Source organism: Sagittula salina (assembly GCF_017813235.1).
Lineage (GTDB): Bacteria > Pseudomonadota > Alphaproteobacteria > Rhodobacterales > Rhodobacteraceae > Sagittula > Sagittula salina.
On sequence record NZ_JAGISH010000007.1, the window covers coordinates 163,790 to 179,162 of the forward strand.

The window sequence follows — 15,373 nt, forward strand, 5'->3', positions numbered from 1 at the left end:
CGGTCTCATTCGGCGGCCATGGGGGCTTCGGCGCGCAGGCAGGCGACGCGCCGGCGCTCCGAGGGGCAGATCACGGGCGGCAGGTCCGCGCGGCAGGCCGCTACGGCGTATGGGCATCGCGGGGCGAAGGAGCAGGCCTCGGGCCGCGTCTCCAGCGCGGGCGGCGCGCCGGGGATCGCGGTCAGGCGCTCGCCACGCGCGACGTCGTGCAGGTTGGCGGCCAGCAGTCCTTGGGTGTAGGGGTGGCGTCCGTCGCGGATGATTTCGCGCGTGGTGCCTTCTTCGACAATCTGGCCCGCGTACATCACCGCGACCCGTTCGGAGATCTCCACCGCCACGCCGATGTCGTGGGTGACAAAGATCACGCCCATGCCGAATTCCTTCTGCAATTCGCGCAGAAGCAGAAGGATCTGGACCTGCACCGTGGCATCGAGCGCGGTTGTCGGTTCATCCGCGAGCAGAAGCCGGGGCCGGCAAGCCAGCGCAAGCGCGATCATCACCCGTTGGCGCATACCGCCTGACAGCTCGTGCGGGTAGTTGTGCAGACGCCGGTTGGCGGAGGGGATGCGCACCCGGTCCAGCATGTCGAGCGCGATCGACATGGCGTCGGCCTTTGACAGGCCCTTGTGGCGCATCACCGCCTCCGCGATCTGGTGGCCGACGGTGTAAACCGGATCGAGCGCCAGAGCCGGTTCCTGAAAGACCATCGACACCTCGCCGCCCCGATAGCGTTGCAGTGCCTTGCCCGACAGCGACAGGACGTCCGTCCCGTTGACGTGAACCGCCCCTTTGATCTCTGTGCGTTTCGGCGGCAGCAGACCTAGCAGCGCCTTCAGCGTCACCGACTTCCCGGAACCGCTTTCGCCCAGCAGCGCGAGCGTCTCTCCCTGCTTCATCGAGAGCGAGACATCGTTGATCGCGTGCACCGTACGCTTGCCCTTGAAGCGGATGCTCAGGTTCCGGATATCCAGAAGGTCGGTCATGCCGGCACCCCCTGACCCGCCTCGGGATGGCCGGAGGTGGCGTCATGCAGGTGGCAGGCAACCCTGTGCGCGGCGTTCAGGGGCAGGCCCGCGAGCGTCGGAACGGTGGTCTTGCAGACCCCGGAGGCATGGCGGCAGCGGGTATGGAAACGGCAGCCTGCGGGCGGGTTGATCGGATTTGGCGGGTCGCCCGCCAGCGGCGGTTCCTCCGTGCGGTTGTCGGGGTCCATCGACGGCATCGCGGAGAACAGCGACCGCGTGTAAGGATGCGCCTGGCGTTCCCAGATGGCATCGACGGGGGCGACCTCCACCACCTCTCCGAGGTACATCACGAGGATGCGGTCAGAAATATAGCGCACCACGTTCAAGTCGTGGGAGATGAAAATGTAGGTGAGGCCGAATTCCTCGCGCAGGTCGCTCAGCAGGTTCAGAACCTGTGCTTCCACGGATTTGTCCAGTGCCGACACGGCCTCGTCCAGCACCACGAGGCGCGGCGACATGGCCAGCGCGCGGGCGATGTTCACCCGCTGGCGCTGGCCTCCCGACAGTTCGTGCGGGTAGCGATGGGCAAAGCGGTCCGGGTCAAGGCCAACGCGGTCCATCATCGACCGGGCAAGGCTTTCGGGATTGGGCAGTCCCTGTACCCGTGCACCGAAGGCCACGGAGTCGAGGATCGTCAGGCGCGGGTTCAGCGTGGCGTAGCTGTCCTGAAACACCATCTGGACACCGCGTCGCAGGTCCTTCAGCGGCAGTTCCCGGCCCAGAGCCTTGCCATCAAAGATGATCTCGCCCCGGTCCTTCTCTGTCAGGCCGATCAGCAGCTTTGCCGTGGTGGACTTGCCACAGCCGCTTTCCCCGACGATGCCGAGGGTCTCCCCCTTTTTTACCTCGAAGTTGACGCCATCGACGGCCTGCACCCGGCCCTGCGCCCGGCCGAGGATGCCGCCGCGCACGGGGAAGTATTTCTGCAGATCGCGCACGATCAGCAGCGGCTGGGCGGGGCCGCCGGTGTCGGGGGAGGGGGCATAATCAATCGCGGACATTCATGGCACTCCTCAGGCCGTCGGACAGCAGGTTCAGGCACAGCGAGGTGACAAAGATCATCACGCCAGGCAGGGCTGACAGCCACGGGTTGACGTAGATGGCGGAGCGCAGCGTGTTCAGCATCAGGCCCCATTCGGGTTCGGGCGGACGCACGCCGATACCGAGAAAGCTCAGACCGGCGGCGAGGATCATGCACACGCTCGTCAGAGATGTGGCATAGACGAAGATCGGAGAAAGCACGTTGCCGATGACGTGCACGCGGATCACGGTCCAGGCGCTTGCGCCAGTGGCGCGGGCGGCGTCGATGTAATCGAGCGCGCGCACCCCGGAGGTGACTGCCTCGGCCACGCGGGTGATCGGCGGGATGAAGACGATCGTGAGCGATACGAGGCTGTTGACGATTCCCGCCCCCAGCGCGCCGGAAATGGCGATGGCCAGCAGCACCGACGGGAAGGCAAAGAATACGTCGACGGTCCGCATGATGACGGTGTTGGTCAGGCCGCCGACGTAACCCGCGACGATGCCGAGAGCGGAGCCGAGGAAGAAGGCCGTGACCACCGGCATCAACCCGATGAAAAGCGTCAGCCTGCCGCCGTAGATCAACCGGGCCAGCATGTCGCGGCCCTGTTCATCGGTGCCGAGGGGGTGTCCCTCGGTGCCCAGGGGTTTCAGGCGGGCGATCATCGACCCCTTGTAGGGATCGGCCAGCCCCAGCCACGGGGCAAAGATGGCGGCGAGTATGAGCGCGAGGATCATCCCGGCGCAGAGCATGGTCAGCGGGTCGCGCACCAGCCGGGCGGCGACGCCTGCCCAGTAGCCTTGCGGCTTTGCGGCGGGCACGGGCTCGGCGGACAGCGTATCGGGTGTGGTTTCCATGAGGGCCACGGGGTCAGGTCCTTTGAATGCGGGGGTCGATGGCGGCTTGCGCCACATCGACGATCAGGTTCATGGCGACGAAAAAGAGCGCCAGCACGAGGATGGTGCCTTGCAGCAGTGGCAGATCGCGCTGGAAGATCGCGTTCGACAGCAGGAAGCCGGAGCCAGGCCAGTTGAACACTGTCTCGATCAGGATCGACCCGCCCAGCAGGTAGCCCAGTTGCAGGCCCATGACACTCAGGGCGGTGGCGGCGGCGTTGCGGGCGACGTGGCGCAGCACGTCAGCGCGGCTCATGCCCTTGGCATAGAGCGCCTGAACGAAATCCTGCGTGAGGATGTCGCCCGCCAGCGCGCGGACCGTGCGGGCAACGATGCCGATGGGGACCACGGCAAGCGTGACTGCGGGCAGGATCAGGTGGCGCATGTGCAGCCAGTTCCACTGCCATTCGGACGATCCGCCGGGGCCTGCGCCCATGGAGGGCAGCCAGCCAAGGTTCACCGAGAAGATGATGACCAGCACGATCCCCAGCCAGTAGTTCGGCACGGAGACTCCGGCGATGGAGACCGCCGTCACCGCTCGGTCGATCCAGATGTCGCGGAAATACCCCGCGAGAAAGCCGAGGAAGATGCCGATGGGAAAGGCGATGACAGCGGCGGATACCGCCAGCAGCAGCGAATTCTGCACAGCGCCAAAGACTTCGGCGGCGACGGGGCGCCCGGTGGCGATGGATTTGCCCATGTCGCCCTGCACGAGGTTGCCGATCCAGATGGCGTATTGCACCGGCAGCGGTTTATCGAGGCCGTAGGCCGCGCGCATGGCGGACTGTTCCTCGGCGGTGGCGTCCACCGGCATGATGGCGGTCAGCGGATCGCCGGGCGCGATCTGCACCAGCAGGAAGCAGATCACCGACACCCCGAAGGCCACCGGCAGGACAAGGATAAGGCGACGAAGGAGGTAGGTCAGCAAGGGCTTGATCTTTCGAATGGAAAGGCCCCCGCCCGATGTCCGGGCGGGGGCCGGGACATCATTCCATCGTGATGGAGGAGAAGTTCTGGTACCAGTTCTGCGCCTGCACGAAGCCCTTCACCCTTGGCGACAGGGCGCGCGGGGCGACGTCATGCGTGACAAAGAGGAAAAGCGCGTCGTTGACGTATTTCTCGTGCGTCGCCTTCAGCACAGCGTCCTGTTCGACCGGGTCGAAAGTGGTCTTGATCTTGTCGAACAGGGCCTGCATCTCGGGGTCGGTGTAGTGGCCCCAGTTGGTGCCGTTCGGCGCGATCAGGTTCCGGTCGAGGTGCCGGATCAGGCCGGTGAACGGATCCTGGATGAAGTAGGTGAAGTTGATAGACTGTGCGCCTTCCACCGCCGGATCGGCTGCCCCCGCGCGCCACAGGTTGATCATCTGGTTCCACTCCACGACCATGAAGTCGACGTCGATCCAGATCTCGGCGAGGCTCTGCTGCACGAACTCGTTCATCGGCAGCGGCAGCATCTGGCCGGAGCCGGAGGGCGAGATCAGCGCCTTTACCTCAAGATGGTTGTTCGGGCCGAAACCGGCCTCTTCCATCAGCGCCTTCGCCGCGTCGAGGTCGTAGGACGGATCGAAGGTCGGGTTGCCGAACCACTGCGAGCCCGGCGGCAGGAAGCCCTTGGCCGGGATCATCAGTCCGCCCAGCAGCGGCTTCATCGACTCGCGGTCGATGGCCATGTTGGCCGCCTTGCGCACGCGGATGTCATTCCACGGCGACCCTTCGAGGCGGCTGAGGTGCCAGGTCCAGTTGTGCGGGTAGGCGTTGGACGAGACGACAAAGCCGTTGCCCTCCATCGCGGGGATCGTGTCGGGGGCGGGTGCCTCGATCCAGTCGACCTGACCCGACATGAGCGCGGCGGCGCGGGCGTTGGGTTCGGGCAGCGGGATCAGCACCATCTCGTCCAACTGGGGGATGCGGCTGTTGTCCCAGTAGGCGTCGTTGGGAACCAGCACGGCGCGTTCACGCGGCACGAATTCTGTCAGCTTCCACGGACCGGTGCCCGAAGGCGATGCGGCGACCTTCTCCCAATTCTTGTCCAGCGATTCCCAATTCGCCTTTGACGACATGAGGATCCACGCCAGCTGGTAGGGCAGGGTGGCGTCGGGGGTCTTCGTGGTGATCTCCAGCGTCAGGTCGTCCACAGCCCTGTAGGAGGCCACGGCGGGGATGCGGCTCTTGCCCTGCGCGGCCTGCCGGGAGTCGTACTGCGCCGAGGCGTCGTCGAGCAGTTTGTCGAGGTTCCAGACCGCGACCTCCGCCGTGAAGGGGGATCCGTCGTGAAAGGTCACGCCCTCGCGCAGCGTGAAGGTCCAGGTCAACTGATCCTCGCCCACTGACCAGTCGGTCGCGAGGCCGGGGATCAGGACAGAGGGTTTGTCGGCGGAGGTCAGATCCCACTCGATGAGCGAGTCGTAGACCGTGTAACCCATGAAGCGCATCCCCTCGCCGCCCTGATCGGTCTGGCCGGTGGTGAGGGGAATGTCGGCGGCGGTCATGCCAATGCGAAGGGTGCCCTCCGCCTGGGCGAACGTGCCGCAAAGCAGCGCCGCGGCGGTGGCAAGGGCGCTGATGCCCTGTTTGAAATTCATCATCTGTTCCTCTCTGTCAGCGTCCGCGCTGGTCGTGCGGGTCTGGTGTCCGGCGCGCCTTCGGGAGGGCGCGTCCATGACAACAGGGTGACAAGGGGGGGCGGGGAGTGGCCAGAAAGGAAACGTGTCAGGGGCAGGTCCATGCCCATGGCATCGCTGCGGGTGCACGGTTAAACAGCGCGGCTGTGCTGCACTGCCGCATTAATGGGCGTTGCGTGATGATCGGAGCGGGAATCGCCCGCACGTCCAGCGAAAGTCAGATGCTCAACTTGTCGCGTAAAAGGCGTGCGGCGGCGCGGATCGGGGAAATCAGCGGCAACGGCGCGGCGGGGGAAAGCCGCTCTGCCGCCTCGCCCAGCGGACCGCCACCGATGATGACAGCGCGCGCCCCCGCCGAGGCCGCGCGGCGGCATCCCGTCAGAAGCGCCACGTCGAGGCTGGCACTGTCCCGCATCAGCGCGAGCGGGTCACCCCCCGTCAGGAAGCAACCGGTGTAACCGGCTTGTTCCTGCATCAGCGCGTCGATGCGAGCGCGCAAGCCGGGGGTGGTGGTCACGACGGCAAAGGAACCGTGCCACGCGGCCTCCTGCGCGGCGGCGGCCCCGATACCGACGACGGGGCAGCGGAGCCTTTGTGCCAGAGCCGCCCGCCCCGGATCGCCGAAGGCCGAGACGATGACGCCTGCCACCGGCGGTACCTCAGCCGCACCGACAAGCATTGCGGCGGCGTCCAGCGCCTCCGGCGAGGTAATCATCTCCGGCCCCTGCGGGGCGGTCCACCCCCCGACGTCGGGCAGTACATGCGCAGCGATGCGCACCATGGCCGCCGTGGTCGCCGCATTGCTGTTGGGGTTCATCAACAGGACGCGCGCCAGCGGCCTGCCCATCTTAGCGCGCCGAGGCGATGGCGCTGGCCAGAAGATGCCGCGTGTAGTCCTGCGTCACCGCGCCGGTGCGCAGGCTTTCCACTGTCACCACCTCGACGATTTCGCCCTGCTGCATCACGGCGGCGCGTTCGCAGAGATGCCCGACCACGCCCAGATCGTGCGAGACCATGACATAGGTCAGCGCGCGTTCGCGGCGCAGGTCGGCCAGCAGGTTCAGGATCTCCGCCTGCACCGAAACATCGAGCGCCGAAGTCGGTTCGTCCAGCAGCAGGATTTTCGGCTCCGGCGCCAGTGCGCGGGCGATGGCGACGCGCTGGCGCTGCCCGCCGGACAGTTGATGCGGATAGCGGAAGCGAAAGCCGGTGCCGAGGCCGACATCCTCCAGAAGCCGGGCGATGCGGCGGTCGATATCCGTCAGCCCGTGTAGTTGCATCGCCTCTGACAGGACGCGGTCGACGGTCTGGCGCGGGTGCAGCGACCCGTAGGGGTCCTGAAACACCATCTGCACCTTCTTGTAGAAGGCGGGGCTGCGCTTGCGGCCCAGCGGTTCCCCGGCCACGGTCATTTCACCCGACCACGTGGGCACCAGCCCCGCAATGGCGCGCAGAATGGTGGACTTGCCCGACCCGCTTTCGCCGACAAGGCCGAAACTGCCGCCCTCCGCCACGCTGAAGGTGGCGCGCTTGACCGCGTCGCTGCGTTCCGTGCCGCTGCCGAACCAGACGGTGAGGTCGCGGACCTCGATTGCGTTGCTGACTGTCATTGGCGGGCACTCACCGAAGGGGCCGCGCGCCATGCCGGATCGCGCACCAGCACGTCCAGCCGCTCGCGCGGGTGTTCGAGGTCGGGCACCGCGTTCAGAAGACCCAGCGTGTAGGGGTGTTGTGCTTTGTGCAGTTCCGAGGCCTTGCAGGTTTCCACGATGCGCCCGGCATACATGATGATGATGCGGTCGCAGAACTTTGCCACGAGGTTCAGGTCGTGGCTGATGAACATCAGCCCCATGCCACGATCCCGCACCAGTTTGTCCATGATGTCCAGCACCTGCAACTGCACCGACACATCCAGCGCGGATGTCGGCTCATCCGCGATCAGGACTTCGGGCTGCGGCAACAGCATCATGGCGATCATGATGCGCTGCCCCATGCCGCCGGAGACCTCGTGCGGGTAGAGCCGCAGCACGCGCTCCGGTTCGCGGATGGCGACTTCTTCCAGCATCTCCAACGCGCGGGCCTGCGCCTTGGCGCCGGAGATGCGTTCGTGCACGCGCAGCGCCTCGACCATCTGGGCGCCGACGGTCATCACCGGGTTCAACGAGAACTTGGGGTCCTGCATCACCATGGATATGTGCCGCCCCCGGAGCGCGCGCATTTCGCGGTCGGAAGCGTGCAGGATGTCGGTGTCGCCAAAGGCGAGGCGGTCGGCCTCCACCCGGCCTGGCGGGCGGATCAGCTTCAGCACGGCGCGCCCGGTCATTGACTTGCCAGAGCCGCTTTCGCCAACGATCCCCAGCCGTTCGCGCCCGAGAGTGAAGGAAATGCCGCGCACGGCCTCGATCGTGCCGGTGCGGGTGTCAAAGCTGACCCGGAGGTTTTCAACGTCGAGAAGCCGGTCGGTCATTGCGTGCCCCCCTTCGGGTCCATCACGTCACGCAGCCCGTCGCCCAGCAGGTTGAACGCGAGGCTGATGGCAAAGATCGCGAGGCCGGGAATTGTGGCGACCCACCAGTGGTCGAGGATGTACTTCCTGCCCTCGGAGATCATCGCCCCCCATTCGGGCGAGGGCGGCTGCGCGCCCAGGCCGAGGAAGCCGAGGCCCGCCGCGGTCAGGATGATCCCTGCCATGTCCAGCGTCACGCGGATCACGAGCGAAGACAGGCAGAGCGGCCAGATATGGCGGGTGATGATGCGGATGGGGCCTGCGCCCTGCAGCTTGATCGCGTGTATGAATTCCGCGTTGCGGTAGGTCAGCGTCTCCGCCCGCGCGATGCGGGCATAGGGCGGCCACGCGGTGAGCGAGATTGCGAGGACGGCGTTCTCGATCCCTGCACCGAGCGCGGCGACGAAGGCCAGCGCGAGGATCAGGCGCGGGAAGGCGAGGAAGATGTCGGTTATCCGCATCAGCACAACGTCCAGCCAGCCGCCCGCGTAGCCAGCCACGGTCCCGATCACGAGGCCCAGCAGCGGCGCCACCATGGCCACCAGCAGCACGATATAGAGCGAGATCCGCGCGCCATAGAGCAGCCGCGAATAGATATCCCGCCCGAGGCTGTCGGAGCCTAGCAGGTAGCCGCTTTCGCCGGGCGGTTGCAGCCGCATGGCCAGATCCTGCGTGAACGGGTCATGCGTTGCCAGCAATGGCGCAAAAAGCGCGCAGAGGATGAGAAAGACGAGGATCAGGAGGCCCAGCATGGCCAGCGTGTTGGACCGGAAGGCCAGCCAGCCCTGATACCACGCGGAAAGCCGTGCCTGTCTGCGCGAGGTCGGCTCGTCCGACAGGAGCCATTGACGGAGTGTCTGTTCGCTCATTTCGACCTCGGATCGAAGACCCGGTAGAGCAGGTCGGAGAAGATGTTGAGACAGACGAAGATCGTGCCGATCACCACGGTGCCGCCCAGCACGGAGTTCATGTCGTTGGCCAGAAGCGAGGTGGTAATGTACTGGCCGATGCCCGGCCAGGCGAAAATGATCTCGGTGAGCACGGAGCCTTCGAGCAGGTTGGCATAGGCCAGGGCGATCACCGTCACCAGCTGGATGCGGATGTTGCGGAAGGCGTGGCCCCAGACCACCTGCCATTCGGACAGTCCCTTGACCCGCGCGGTGGTGACGTATTCCGCGCTGAGCTGTTCCAGCATGAAGGAGCGCGTCATGCGGCTGATGTAGGCAAGGCTGAAGTATCCCAGAAGCGAGGCGGGCAGGATGATATGGCCGAAGGCGTCCTTGAACACGGTCATGTCGCCCGCGATCAGGCTGTCCACCAGCAGAAGGCCCGTCCGGGTGGGCACGATGCCCTGATAGAAGACGCCAAGACGCCCGGGGCCTTCGACCCAGTCGAGCATCCCGTAGAAAACCAGAAGCCCCACGAGACCCAGCCAGAAGATTGGCATGGAATACCCGATGAGGCCGATAAGCCGCGCGATCTGATCGATCCAGCTGCCCCGATAGACAGCGGCCACGACGCCCAGCGGCACCCCCAGAAAGACGCCCATCAGCGTGCCCAGTGTCGCCAGTTCCAGCGTCGCCGGAAACACGCGGGCGATGTCGGTCGATACCTGCTGCCCGGTACGGATCGACTTGCCGAAATCCCCCTGCAGCACGTCGCCCACGTAGATGCCGAACTGCACCAGAAGCGGTTTGTCGAGGCCGAGCTGCCGGAAGGTTTCATCGTATTGCGCCTGCGTGGCACGTTCGCCGATCACGGCCAGCACCGGGTCGATGGGCATGACGCGCCCGATCATGAACGTCACGAATAGCAGGCCGAGCAGCGTCACGGCGACGGTCAGCAGCGTGGTGGCCAGTTTCTTTGGCCAGCCGGAGGCCATCGGCGCGCGGCGCGCGGCGGTCAGGGTGGTCTGGGTCACGGCGATTTCCTTGGCGAGGGCAGGGGACGCGGTGGCGCCCCCCGCCGGGATTTACTTCGTGATGACCCAGTAGGACACGGCGGTGGTCGCGCCGCCTGCCACAAAGTTTTCCACGTTCGCGCGCATCCCGTTCTGTTCGATCTGCTGGAACATCACGCCGAAGGGGCTGACCTTCTGATGCTCACGCTGCAGGTCGAGGTACATCTGCTTGCGCGCTTCGGTGTCGTTCTCGACAACCGCCGCCAGCGTCTGTTCGCTCATTTCCGGGATGCCCCAGGCGTTGCGCCATGCCAGTAGGCCCGTTGCGCCAGCTTCGTCCGAATTGTCGGGGTTGTAGGCGAAGGTGCCCGCGTTGGTGTTCGGGTCCGGGTAGTCCGGACCCCACGCGCCGAGGTAGATGTCGTGTTCGCGCGCACGGTAGCGATCCAGCGTCTGCGCGCCGGTACCCACGACCAACTCCACGTTGCAGCCCAGCTGGCCCCAGGTGTTCTGCAGCGATTGCGCGATATCCAGCCGCTCCTGCGCTTCGCGTACGGAGATCTTGATGTCGCCGCACTCGCCATGGCCGCTTTCGGCCAGCGCGGCCTTGGCCTTTTCCATGTCGTAGCTGAACGGCTTTTCTTCCAGCGCGCCGAGGAAGGTCAGCGGCAGGAAGGCCTGCTGCGGTGTATACTGCCCCTTGAGGAAGGAGTTCGACATGCCGTCATAGTCGGTCGCCCACTTCAGCGCCTCGACGACCTTCGGATCGGCCAGCATCTCGTTCTTCTGGTTGGCGGACCAGTACATCAGGCGGCCGCGCAGCTCGTCCACGACCTTCACGCCGTCGACGTCCGCCAGACCGGCCACGTCCTCGGGCGAAAGGTTGCGCGCCACGTCGATATCGCCGCGCTCAAGCTGCAGGCGCTGGGTGGCGGATTCCTGGATGTGCTGGACGATCACGCGTTCCATGGCGGGCTTTTCGCCGGCGTAGTTGGGATTGAGGTCCATCAGGACGCTTTCGTTCGGCTTCCAGTCGGCGACCTTGTAGGGGCCGGACCCTGCGGTGTTCGTGCGCAGCCATTCACCGCCCATGTCGCCGTCGACTTCGTTCGCCATGGCGGTTTCCATGTCTACGATGCCGCCGATGGTTGCGGTCAGGCAGTTCAGCACGAAGGACAGCGCGTAGGGCTTGTCCAGCGTCAGCACCAGCTTGTTGTCGTCGGTGGCGACGATGGTTTCCTCGACGTTCTCGGCGGTGAAGCCGAACTGCGTCAGGATGAACGACGGTGTCTTGTTCAGAAGCACGGCCCGGCGCAGGGAGAATTCGGCATCCTTCGCCGTTACTTCGTTGCCGGAGGCAAAGGTATGCCCGGTCGCCATGGTAAAGGTGATGGTCTGGCCGTCCTCGGAGATGTCCCAGCTTTCGGCCAGCTGGGGGCCAAAGCCCGCGTCGAGGTTCAGCGGGTCGAAGTTCACCAGCTTTTCGTAGACATTGCGCGACACGTCGGCGCCTGCGAACTCGAAGCTTTCCGCCGGGTCGAAGGTCTTGATATCGTCGATCCGGTTCGCGATCACCAGCATGTTGGGCGGCGTTTCCGCCAGCGCCGGTGTCATCGCCGTCGTGGCCATCAGGCCCGCAAAGGCCGCCGCTGCCAGTTTACTCTTCATCGTCATGTCAGTACTCCCGGTTGGTTTTGTTTTTTGTGTCTCGGGCCTGTCGCCCGCTTACTCGCCCCACGTCTTTCGAAGCACGCGGAGCCAGTTCCCATGCGCCACCTTTTGCAGCAACGCCTCGTCTGCGCCGTGGGCCGCAAGGGCGGCCATCAGGGAGGGCAGCCCCGCGCAATCCCCGATCGGTTTCGGCACCAGCGCGCCGTCGAAGTCCGATCCGAGCCCCACGCGGTCCTCGCCGAGTTTGTTTACCAGATGGTCAAAATGTCTGAGTACGAAGTCAAGCGTGAAGTCGTCATCCATCCGTCCGTCGGGCCTGAGAAAGGCAGAGGCGAAGTTGATGCCCACCATTCCATCGCTGTCGCGTATGATCTCCAACTGCCGGTCGGTCAGGTTGCGGGCGTGGGGCGTGACGGCCCACGCGTTCGAATGCGTGGCGACCAGCGGCGCGTCGCTCAGGTGCGCCACGTCCTCCAGCCCCCTGGCGTTCAGGTGCGACAGGTCGATCATGATCTTCAGCGCGTTGCACTCGCGCACCAGCGCCTTGCCCGCCTGGGTCAGGCCGGGGCCGATGTCCGGGTCGGAGGGGTAACGGAAGGGCACGCCGTCGCCAAAAATCGTCGGCCTGCTCCAGACCGGCCCGAGAGAACGCAGGCCCCGCGCGTGATAGCGGTGCAGTGCCTCCAGGTCGGGGCCGATCGCCTCCGCGCCCTCGATATGGGCAACGGCGGCCATGGTCGGGCCGGGCAGGGCGGCTTCGACCTCGGCCGCGGTCCGGCACAGGGTCACCGCCCCGGCCTGTGCCAGCGCGTCGAGCGCGTAAAAGCCGTTGTCGGTCCACGCGACGGAGGGGGCTTCTTCGAGCGGGTCGGGCAGGGGGATGTCGTAGGCGGGTTTGACCATCTCCTCCATGCGCAGGGCCTTGTCGGCAGGCGAGGGCACGTAGATGGCAAAGAATCCGCCGCCAAAGCCGCCGCGCGCGGCACGCGGCTTGTCGATATGGCCGCTGTCAATACCTTCGGCCACCTGCGCGGCGGTGACGTCATGGCGCAGCAGGCGCAGGATCAGGTCGTTGTGGCCGTCGAAGACGGGAATGGGGGCGTCTGTCATAGGGAAAGCTTGAATCCGTAGTGGCTGGGGGTGAACCCGGCGCGTTCATAGAAACGGTGGGCATCCGGTCGCTGCCGGTCGGAAGTGAGTTGGACCAGCGCACAGCCGCGCGCCCGGGCCTGTTCGATGGACCAGTCCAGCATGGCGCGCCCGAGACCGCCGCCGCGATGGTCAGAGGCGACGCGCATCGCTTCGATCTGGGCGCGCCAGCTGCCGCCGCGCGACAGGCCGGGAAGGAACGAAAGAAGCAGCGTGGCAACGACCCGCCCCTCCAGTTCGCCGACGGCGAGGATGTGGTTCGGGTCGCCGTCGATGGCGTCAAAGGCGGCGCGGTAGGCGTCGTCGGTGCCGGGTCTGCCGTCGCGGGTCTGACCCAGGGCATCATCTGCGTATAGCGCCACCAGAGTGTCGATATCCGCGATGGTCGCGGCGCGGATCGTCAGGCTCGAAGTCATGCCTTACGGTTTCCCGGATCGCGCCAAACCGCAATGAAAATTCGTGCCAGGCACAGGTATTTCGCGCAGCCGGGTCTTTTCTCGAGCCGGATGAGGACCGCAGATTTGTGAACGTGGCGGAACCCAAACGGCAGCCGCGCGTTGTCATGCCAGAACGCTGCAACGGGAGAAATCCAATGGAATATGGTCTTTTCGGCCTCATCATCCTGGTCGCGGATATTTATGCGATCTATCAGACCCTGACCTCTGGCGCCTCCACGGTTGCCAAGATCGTCTGGACCCTCGCCATCCTCATCCTGCCGGTCCTTGGCTTCATCGCCTGGCTCGTGGCCGGACCGCGTGGCGGCGCCCGCGCGCACATCTGACAGTCATTTTTACCAGACCCCACTCACGGAAACGGGCGGCCCGACGGGCCGCCCGTTTTTCGTTTGCGCCTCTGGCGATCAACTCAGCCGCGCACCCAGCCAACGATCTGCTGGGCGGGCATGGCGCCCGACTGACGCTTTACCTCGCGCCCGGAGGAGAATTCCACCATCGTCGGAATGCCCCGGATGCCGTGTTTCGCACCGGCGTCCTGATGCGCCTCCGTGTTCAGTTTCACAAGTCGTGCCTCTGACGACAGTGCACCGGCGGCCTTGGAAAACTCCGGAGCCATCATCCGGCATGGGCCGCACCACGGTGCCCAGAAATCGACCACCAGCGGCACGTCGTCGGTGCGCGCCGCCTTGGCCAGCGTGGCCGCGTCGACCTCGATCGCCTTGCCGGGCATCAGGGCTGCGCCGCAGGTGCCGCATTTTGGACCTGCGCCCAGCTTTTCCTCGGGGACGCGGTTGACCTGACCGCAGTCCAGACAGGTGAGTTTCTTTCCCGCCATCGTCGATACTCCTATTCGTTTATCGGAATATAATATCCGCGCCCCCGCGCACCAAGAGGGCGTGGAGGAAAATCCGCGACTTGGTCGCGACTGCCGCTATACTCGGCCCGACACAGCCGGGCATGGAGGGTTTCAGGTGCGCAAGGCTTTGCTTTTCATAGGATTTGCTGCAGCGATGTTGGCATTTGGCAGCGTCGCGGCGCAGGAGATGCAGTCGTTGCAGCCGATCGAGCGGACAGAGAGCTACGTCGGCACGGTGCGGTCGCGTGACGTGAACGGTCTGTCCTACGGGGTGCGGGGCTGCATCGCGCAGGTGTCCGAGGATGCCCTGCGCAATCAGGTGGCAAGCGCGGGTCAGGTTCTGGTGGAACTGGACGACAGCCTGTCGCAACTCGCGCTCAAGACGGCAGAGGCGCGGGTCGCCGATCTGAAGGCCGCCGTGGAGGAACGCGACCTGTCGCTTGCGGCGGCCGAGGCCGATGTTCGGCGGCGCGGCGAGGAACTGGCCTTTGTCGCAAAGGAATTCGAGCGCAACCAGACCATGTTCCGGCGCGGGTTGATCAATGAGACGACCATGGAGGCTGTGGAACGGCGCATGATGGACGCGCGCTTTGCTGCCGAGCAGGCAAAGGAAGCCATGGCGGCAGCAAGGTCGGCGCGGGCGCGGGCGGAAATCGCGGTACAGATCGGCGAACTGGACCTGGAGACCACGCGCATCGACCACGCCGGCCTCGTGCTGACGGCGCCGTTTGACGGGGTGCTGGTGGGGTTCGAACCACGTGTCGGCGCCTGCGTCACGGAAGGCGCGCTGGCAGCGCAGCTTTATGACCCGAAACGCAAGGCGGTGGATGTCTACGTGTTGATCTCGCGGCTGACCCGGACTGATGCGACGGCCGTGACGCGGGGAGCACAGGTCACGGTTCGGCGCGGCAATGGCGCGGCCTGCGGCGGGCAAATCACATGGATCGACACGGAGGCGGATCTGGAAAGCCAGTACGTCAAGGCCACCATCGATCTGGACGAGACCTGCGCGCCGCAATTGTTCCTGAACGAGGCGGTGGAGGTCGAGATGCCCGGCGGCGGCGATCTTTTCCGCGTGCCCGCCGGCGCGGTGCTGGAGGGAACGGCCTACCTCGGCTCCGGGAACAACGCGACGTTGGAACCCGTCGCGGTCGAGATCGTCAACCGCGAGGGCGAGACGCTTGTGGTTCGCTTGCCCGGCGCGGCGGGACGGCAGATCGCGGTAGACGCATTGGACGACGCTGTGACGGCGCGGCTCGACGGATCGTGACCG

Annotated in this window: 16 protein-coding genes; 2 read left to right on the plus strand and 14 right to left on the minus strand. The window is 65.6% G+C overall.

Annotation, left to right across the window (positions count from 1 at the left end; all coding sequences use genetic code 11):
- Window positions 1-5: 5 nt before the first annotated feature.
- The 13 genes from J5474_RS13690 to J5474_RS13750 form a co-directional block, all read right to left on the minus strand.
- Window positions 6-983: an ABC transporter ATP-binding protein gene (locus J5474_RS13690; protein ID WP_209361477.1), complete on the minus strand. Its 978-nt coding sequence runs from the start codon at window positions 981-983 to the stop codon at window positions 6-8.
- Window positions 980-2,026, minus strand: coding sequence for an ABC transporter ATP-binding protein (locus tag J5474_RS13695; RefSeq protein WP_209361478.1), 1,047 nt, complete (start codon window positions 2,024-2,026; stop codon window positions 980-982). Before J5474_RS13695 ends, J5474_RS13690 begins: the two co-directional genes overlap by 4 nt.
- Complete coding sequence (locus tag J5474_RS13700) at window positions 2,013-2,903, minus strand: ABC transporter permease (protein ID WP_209361596.1); 891 nt, start codon at window positions 2,901-2,903, stop codon at window positions 2,013-2,015. The genes J5474_RS13695 and J5474_RS13700 overlap by 14 nt, the downstream gene beginning before the upstream one ends.
- A gap of 13 nt (window positions 2,904-2,916) precedes the next feature.
- A complete protein-coding gene (locus J5474_RS13705) occupies window positions 2,917-3,870 on the minus strand; it encodes an ABC transporter permease (RefSeq protein ID WP_209361479.1) in 954 nt (317 codons plus the stop codon).
- Window positions 3,871-3,928: 58 nt separating this feature from the next.
- The gene (locus J5474_RS13710) at window positions 3,929-5,527 is read right to left on the minus strand and encodes an ABC transporter substrate-binding protein (RefSeq protein WP_209361480.1); all 1,599 of its coding nucleotides are present in this window, start codon (window positions 5,525-5,527) and stop codon (window positions 3,929-3,931) included.
- A gap of 253 nt (window positions 5,528-5,780) precedes the next feature.
- The gene (locus tag J5474_RS13715; protein ID WP_245216453.1) at window positions 5,781-6,410 is read right to left on the minus strand and encodes an aspartate/glutamate racemase family protein; all 630 of its coding nucleotides are present in this window, start codon (window positions 6,408-6,410) and stop codon (window positions 5,781-5,783) included.
- Window position 6,411: 1 nt separating this feature from the next.
- A complete protein-coding gene (locus J5474_RS13720; protein ID WP_209361481.1) occupies window positions 6,412-7,173 on the minus strand; it encodes an ABC transporter ATP-binding protein in 762 nt (253 codons plus the stop codon).
- Window positions 7,170-8,030 carry an ABC transporter ATP-binding protein gene (locus J5474_RS13725; protein WP_209361482.1) on the minus strand — a complete coding sequence of 287 codons (861 nt, stop codon included), beginning with the start codon at window positions 8,028-8,030 and terminating at the stop codon, window positions 7,170-7,172. Before J5474_RS13725 ends, J5474_RS13720 begins: the two co-directional genes overlap by 4 nt.
- A complete protein-coding gene (locus J5474_RS13730) occupies window positions 8,027-8,938 on the minus strand; it encodes an ABC transporter permease (RefSeq protein WP_209361483.1) in 912 nt (303 codons plus the stop codon). The genes J5474_RS13725 and J5474_RS13730 overlap by 4 nt, the downstream gene beginning before the upstream one ends.
- Window positions 8,935-9,951 (minus strand): ABC transporter permease, encoded by a 1,017-nt coding sequence (locus J5474_RS13735; protein ID WP_209361598.1) that lies wholly within the window; start codon window positions 9,949-9,951, stop codon window positions 8,935-8,937. Before J5474_RS13735 ends, J5474_RS13730 begins: the two co-directional genes overlap by 4 nt.
- A 90-nt stretch (window positions 9,952-10,041) precedes the next feature.
- On the minus strand, window positions 10,042-11,643 hold the full coding sequence (locus tag J5474_RS13740; protein WP_209361484.1) for an ABC transporter substrate-binding protein: 1,602 nt from the start codon (window positions 11,641-11,643) through the stop codon (window positions 10,042-10,044).
- Between the two features lie 51 nt (window positions 11,644-11,694).
- A complete protein-coding gene (locus J5474_RS13745; protein WP_209361485.1) occupies window positions 11,695-12,750 on the minus strand; it encodes a dipeptidase in 1,056 nt (351 codons plus the stop codon).
- A complete protein-coding gene (locus J5474_RS13750) occupies window positions 12,747-13,205 on the minus strand; it encodes a GNAT family N-acetyltransferase (protein WP_209361486.1) in 459 nt (152 codons plus the stop codon). The genes J5474_RS13745 and J5474_RS13750 overlap by 4 nt, the downstream gene beginning before the upstream one ends.
- Window positions 13,206-13,381: 176 nt before the next feature.
- Here J5474_RS13750 and J5474_RS13755 point away from each other — a divergent pair, with 176 nt between their 5' ends.
- Window positions 13,382-13,570 (plus strand): PLDc N-terminal domain-containing protein, encoded by a 189-nt coding sequence (locus J5474_RS13755; RefSeq protein WP_209361487.1) that lies wholly within the window; start codon window positions 13,382-13,384, stop codon window positions 13,568-13,570.
- An 83-nt stretch (window positions 13,571-13,653) separates the two neighbouring features.
- Here J5474_RS13755 and trxC read toward each other — a convergent pair whose 3' ends face one another.
- Window positions 13,654-14,079, minus strand: coding sequence for a thioredoxin TrxC (trxC, locus tag J5474_RS13760; RefSeq protein ID WP_209361488.1), 426 nt, complete (start codon window positions 14,077-14,079; stop codon window positions 13,654-13,656).
- A 175-nt stretch (window positions 14,080-14,254) separates the two neighbouring features.
- On the opposite strand from trxC, the gene J5474_RS13765 reads away from it, so the two are divergent.
- A complete protein-coding gene (locus J5474_RS13765; RefSeq protein WP_209361489.1) occupies window positions 14,255-15,370 on the plus strand; it encodes an efflux RND transporter periplasmic adaptor subunit in 1,116 nt (371 codons plus the stop codon).
- The last annotated feature ends 3 nt before the right edge of the window (window positions 15,371-15,373 follow it).

Bases quoted from the DNA above. Each gene is read 5' to 3' on its own strand.
- J5474_RS13690 (WP_209361477.1), bottom strand. From the start codon at position 983: ATGACCGACCTTCTGGATATCCGGAACCTGAGCATCCGCTTCAAGGGC.
- J5474_RS13695 (WP_209361478.1), bottom strand. From the start codon at position 2,026: ATGTCCGCGATTGATTATGCCCCCTCCCCCGACACCGGCGGCCCCGCC.
- J5474_RS13700 (WP_209361596.1), bottom strand. From the start codon at position 2,903: ATGGAAACCACACCCGATACGCTGTCCGCCGAGCCCGTGCCCGCCGCA.
- J5474_RS13710 (WP_209361480.1), bottom strand. From the start codon at position 5,527: ATGATGAATTTCAAACAGGGCATCAGCGCCCTTGCCACCGCCGCGGCG.
- J5474_RS13715 (WP_245216453.1), bottom strand. From the start codon at position 6,410: ATGGGCAGGCCGCTGGCGCGCGTCCTGTTGATGAACCCCAACAGCAAT.
- J5474_RS13720 (WP_209361481.1), bottom strand. From the start codon at position 7,173: ATGACAGTCAGCAACGCAATCGAGGTCCGCGACCTCACCGTCTGGTTC.
- J5474_RS13725 (WP_209361482.1), bottom strand. From the start codon at position 8,030: ATGACCGACCGGCTTCTCGACGTTGAAAACCTCCGGGTCAGCTTTGAC.
- J5474_RS13730 (WP_209361483.1), bottom strand. From the start codon at position 8,938: ATGAGCGAACAGACACTCCGTCAATGGCTCCTGTCGGACGAGCCGACC.
- J5474_RS13735 (WP_209361598.1), bottom strand. From the start codon at position 9,951: ATGGCCTCCGGCTGGCCAAAGAAACTGGCCACCACGCTGCTGACCGTC.
- J5474_RS13740 (WP_209361484.1), bottom strand. From the start codon at position 11,643: ATGACGATGAAGAGTAAACTGGCAGCGGCGGCCTTTGCGGGCCTGATG.
- J5474_RS13745 (WP_209361485.1), bottom strand. From the start codon at position 12,750: ATGACAGACGCCCCCATTCCCGTCTTCGACGGCCACAACGACCTGATC.
- J5474_RS13750 (WP_209361486.1), bottom strand. From the start codon at position 13,205: ATGACTTCGAGCCTGACGATCCGCGCCGCGACCATCGCGGATATCGAC.
- J5474_RS13755 (WP_209361487.1), top strand. From the start codon at position 13,382: ATGGAATATGGTCTTTTCGGCCTCATCATCCTGGTCGCGGATATTTAT.
- trxC (WP_209361488.1), bottom strand. From the start codon at position 14,079: ATGGCGGGAAAGAAACTCACCTGTCTGGACTGCGGTCAGGTCAACCGC.
- J5474_RS13765 (WP_209361489.1), top strand. From the start codon at position 14,255: ATGTTGGCATTTGGCAGCGTCGCGGCGCAGGAGATGCAGTCGTTGCAG.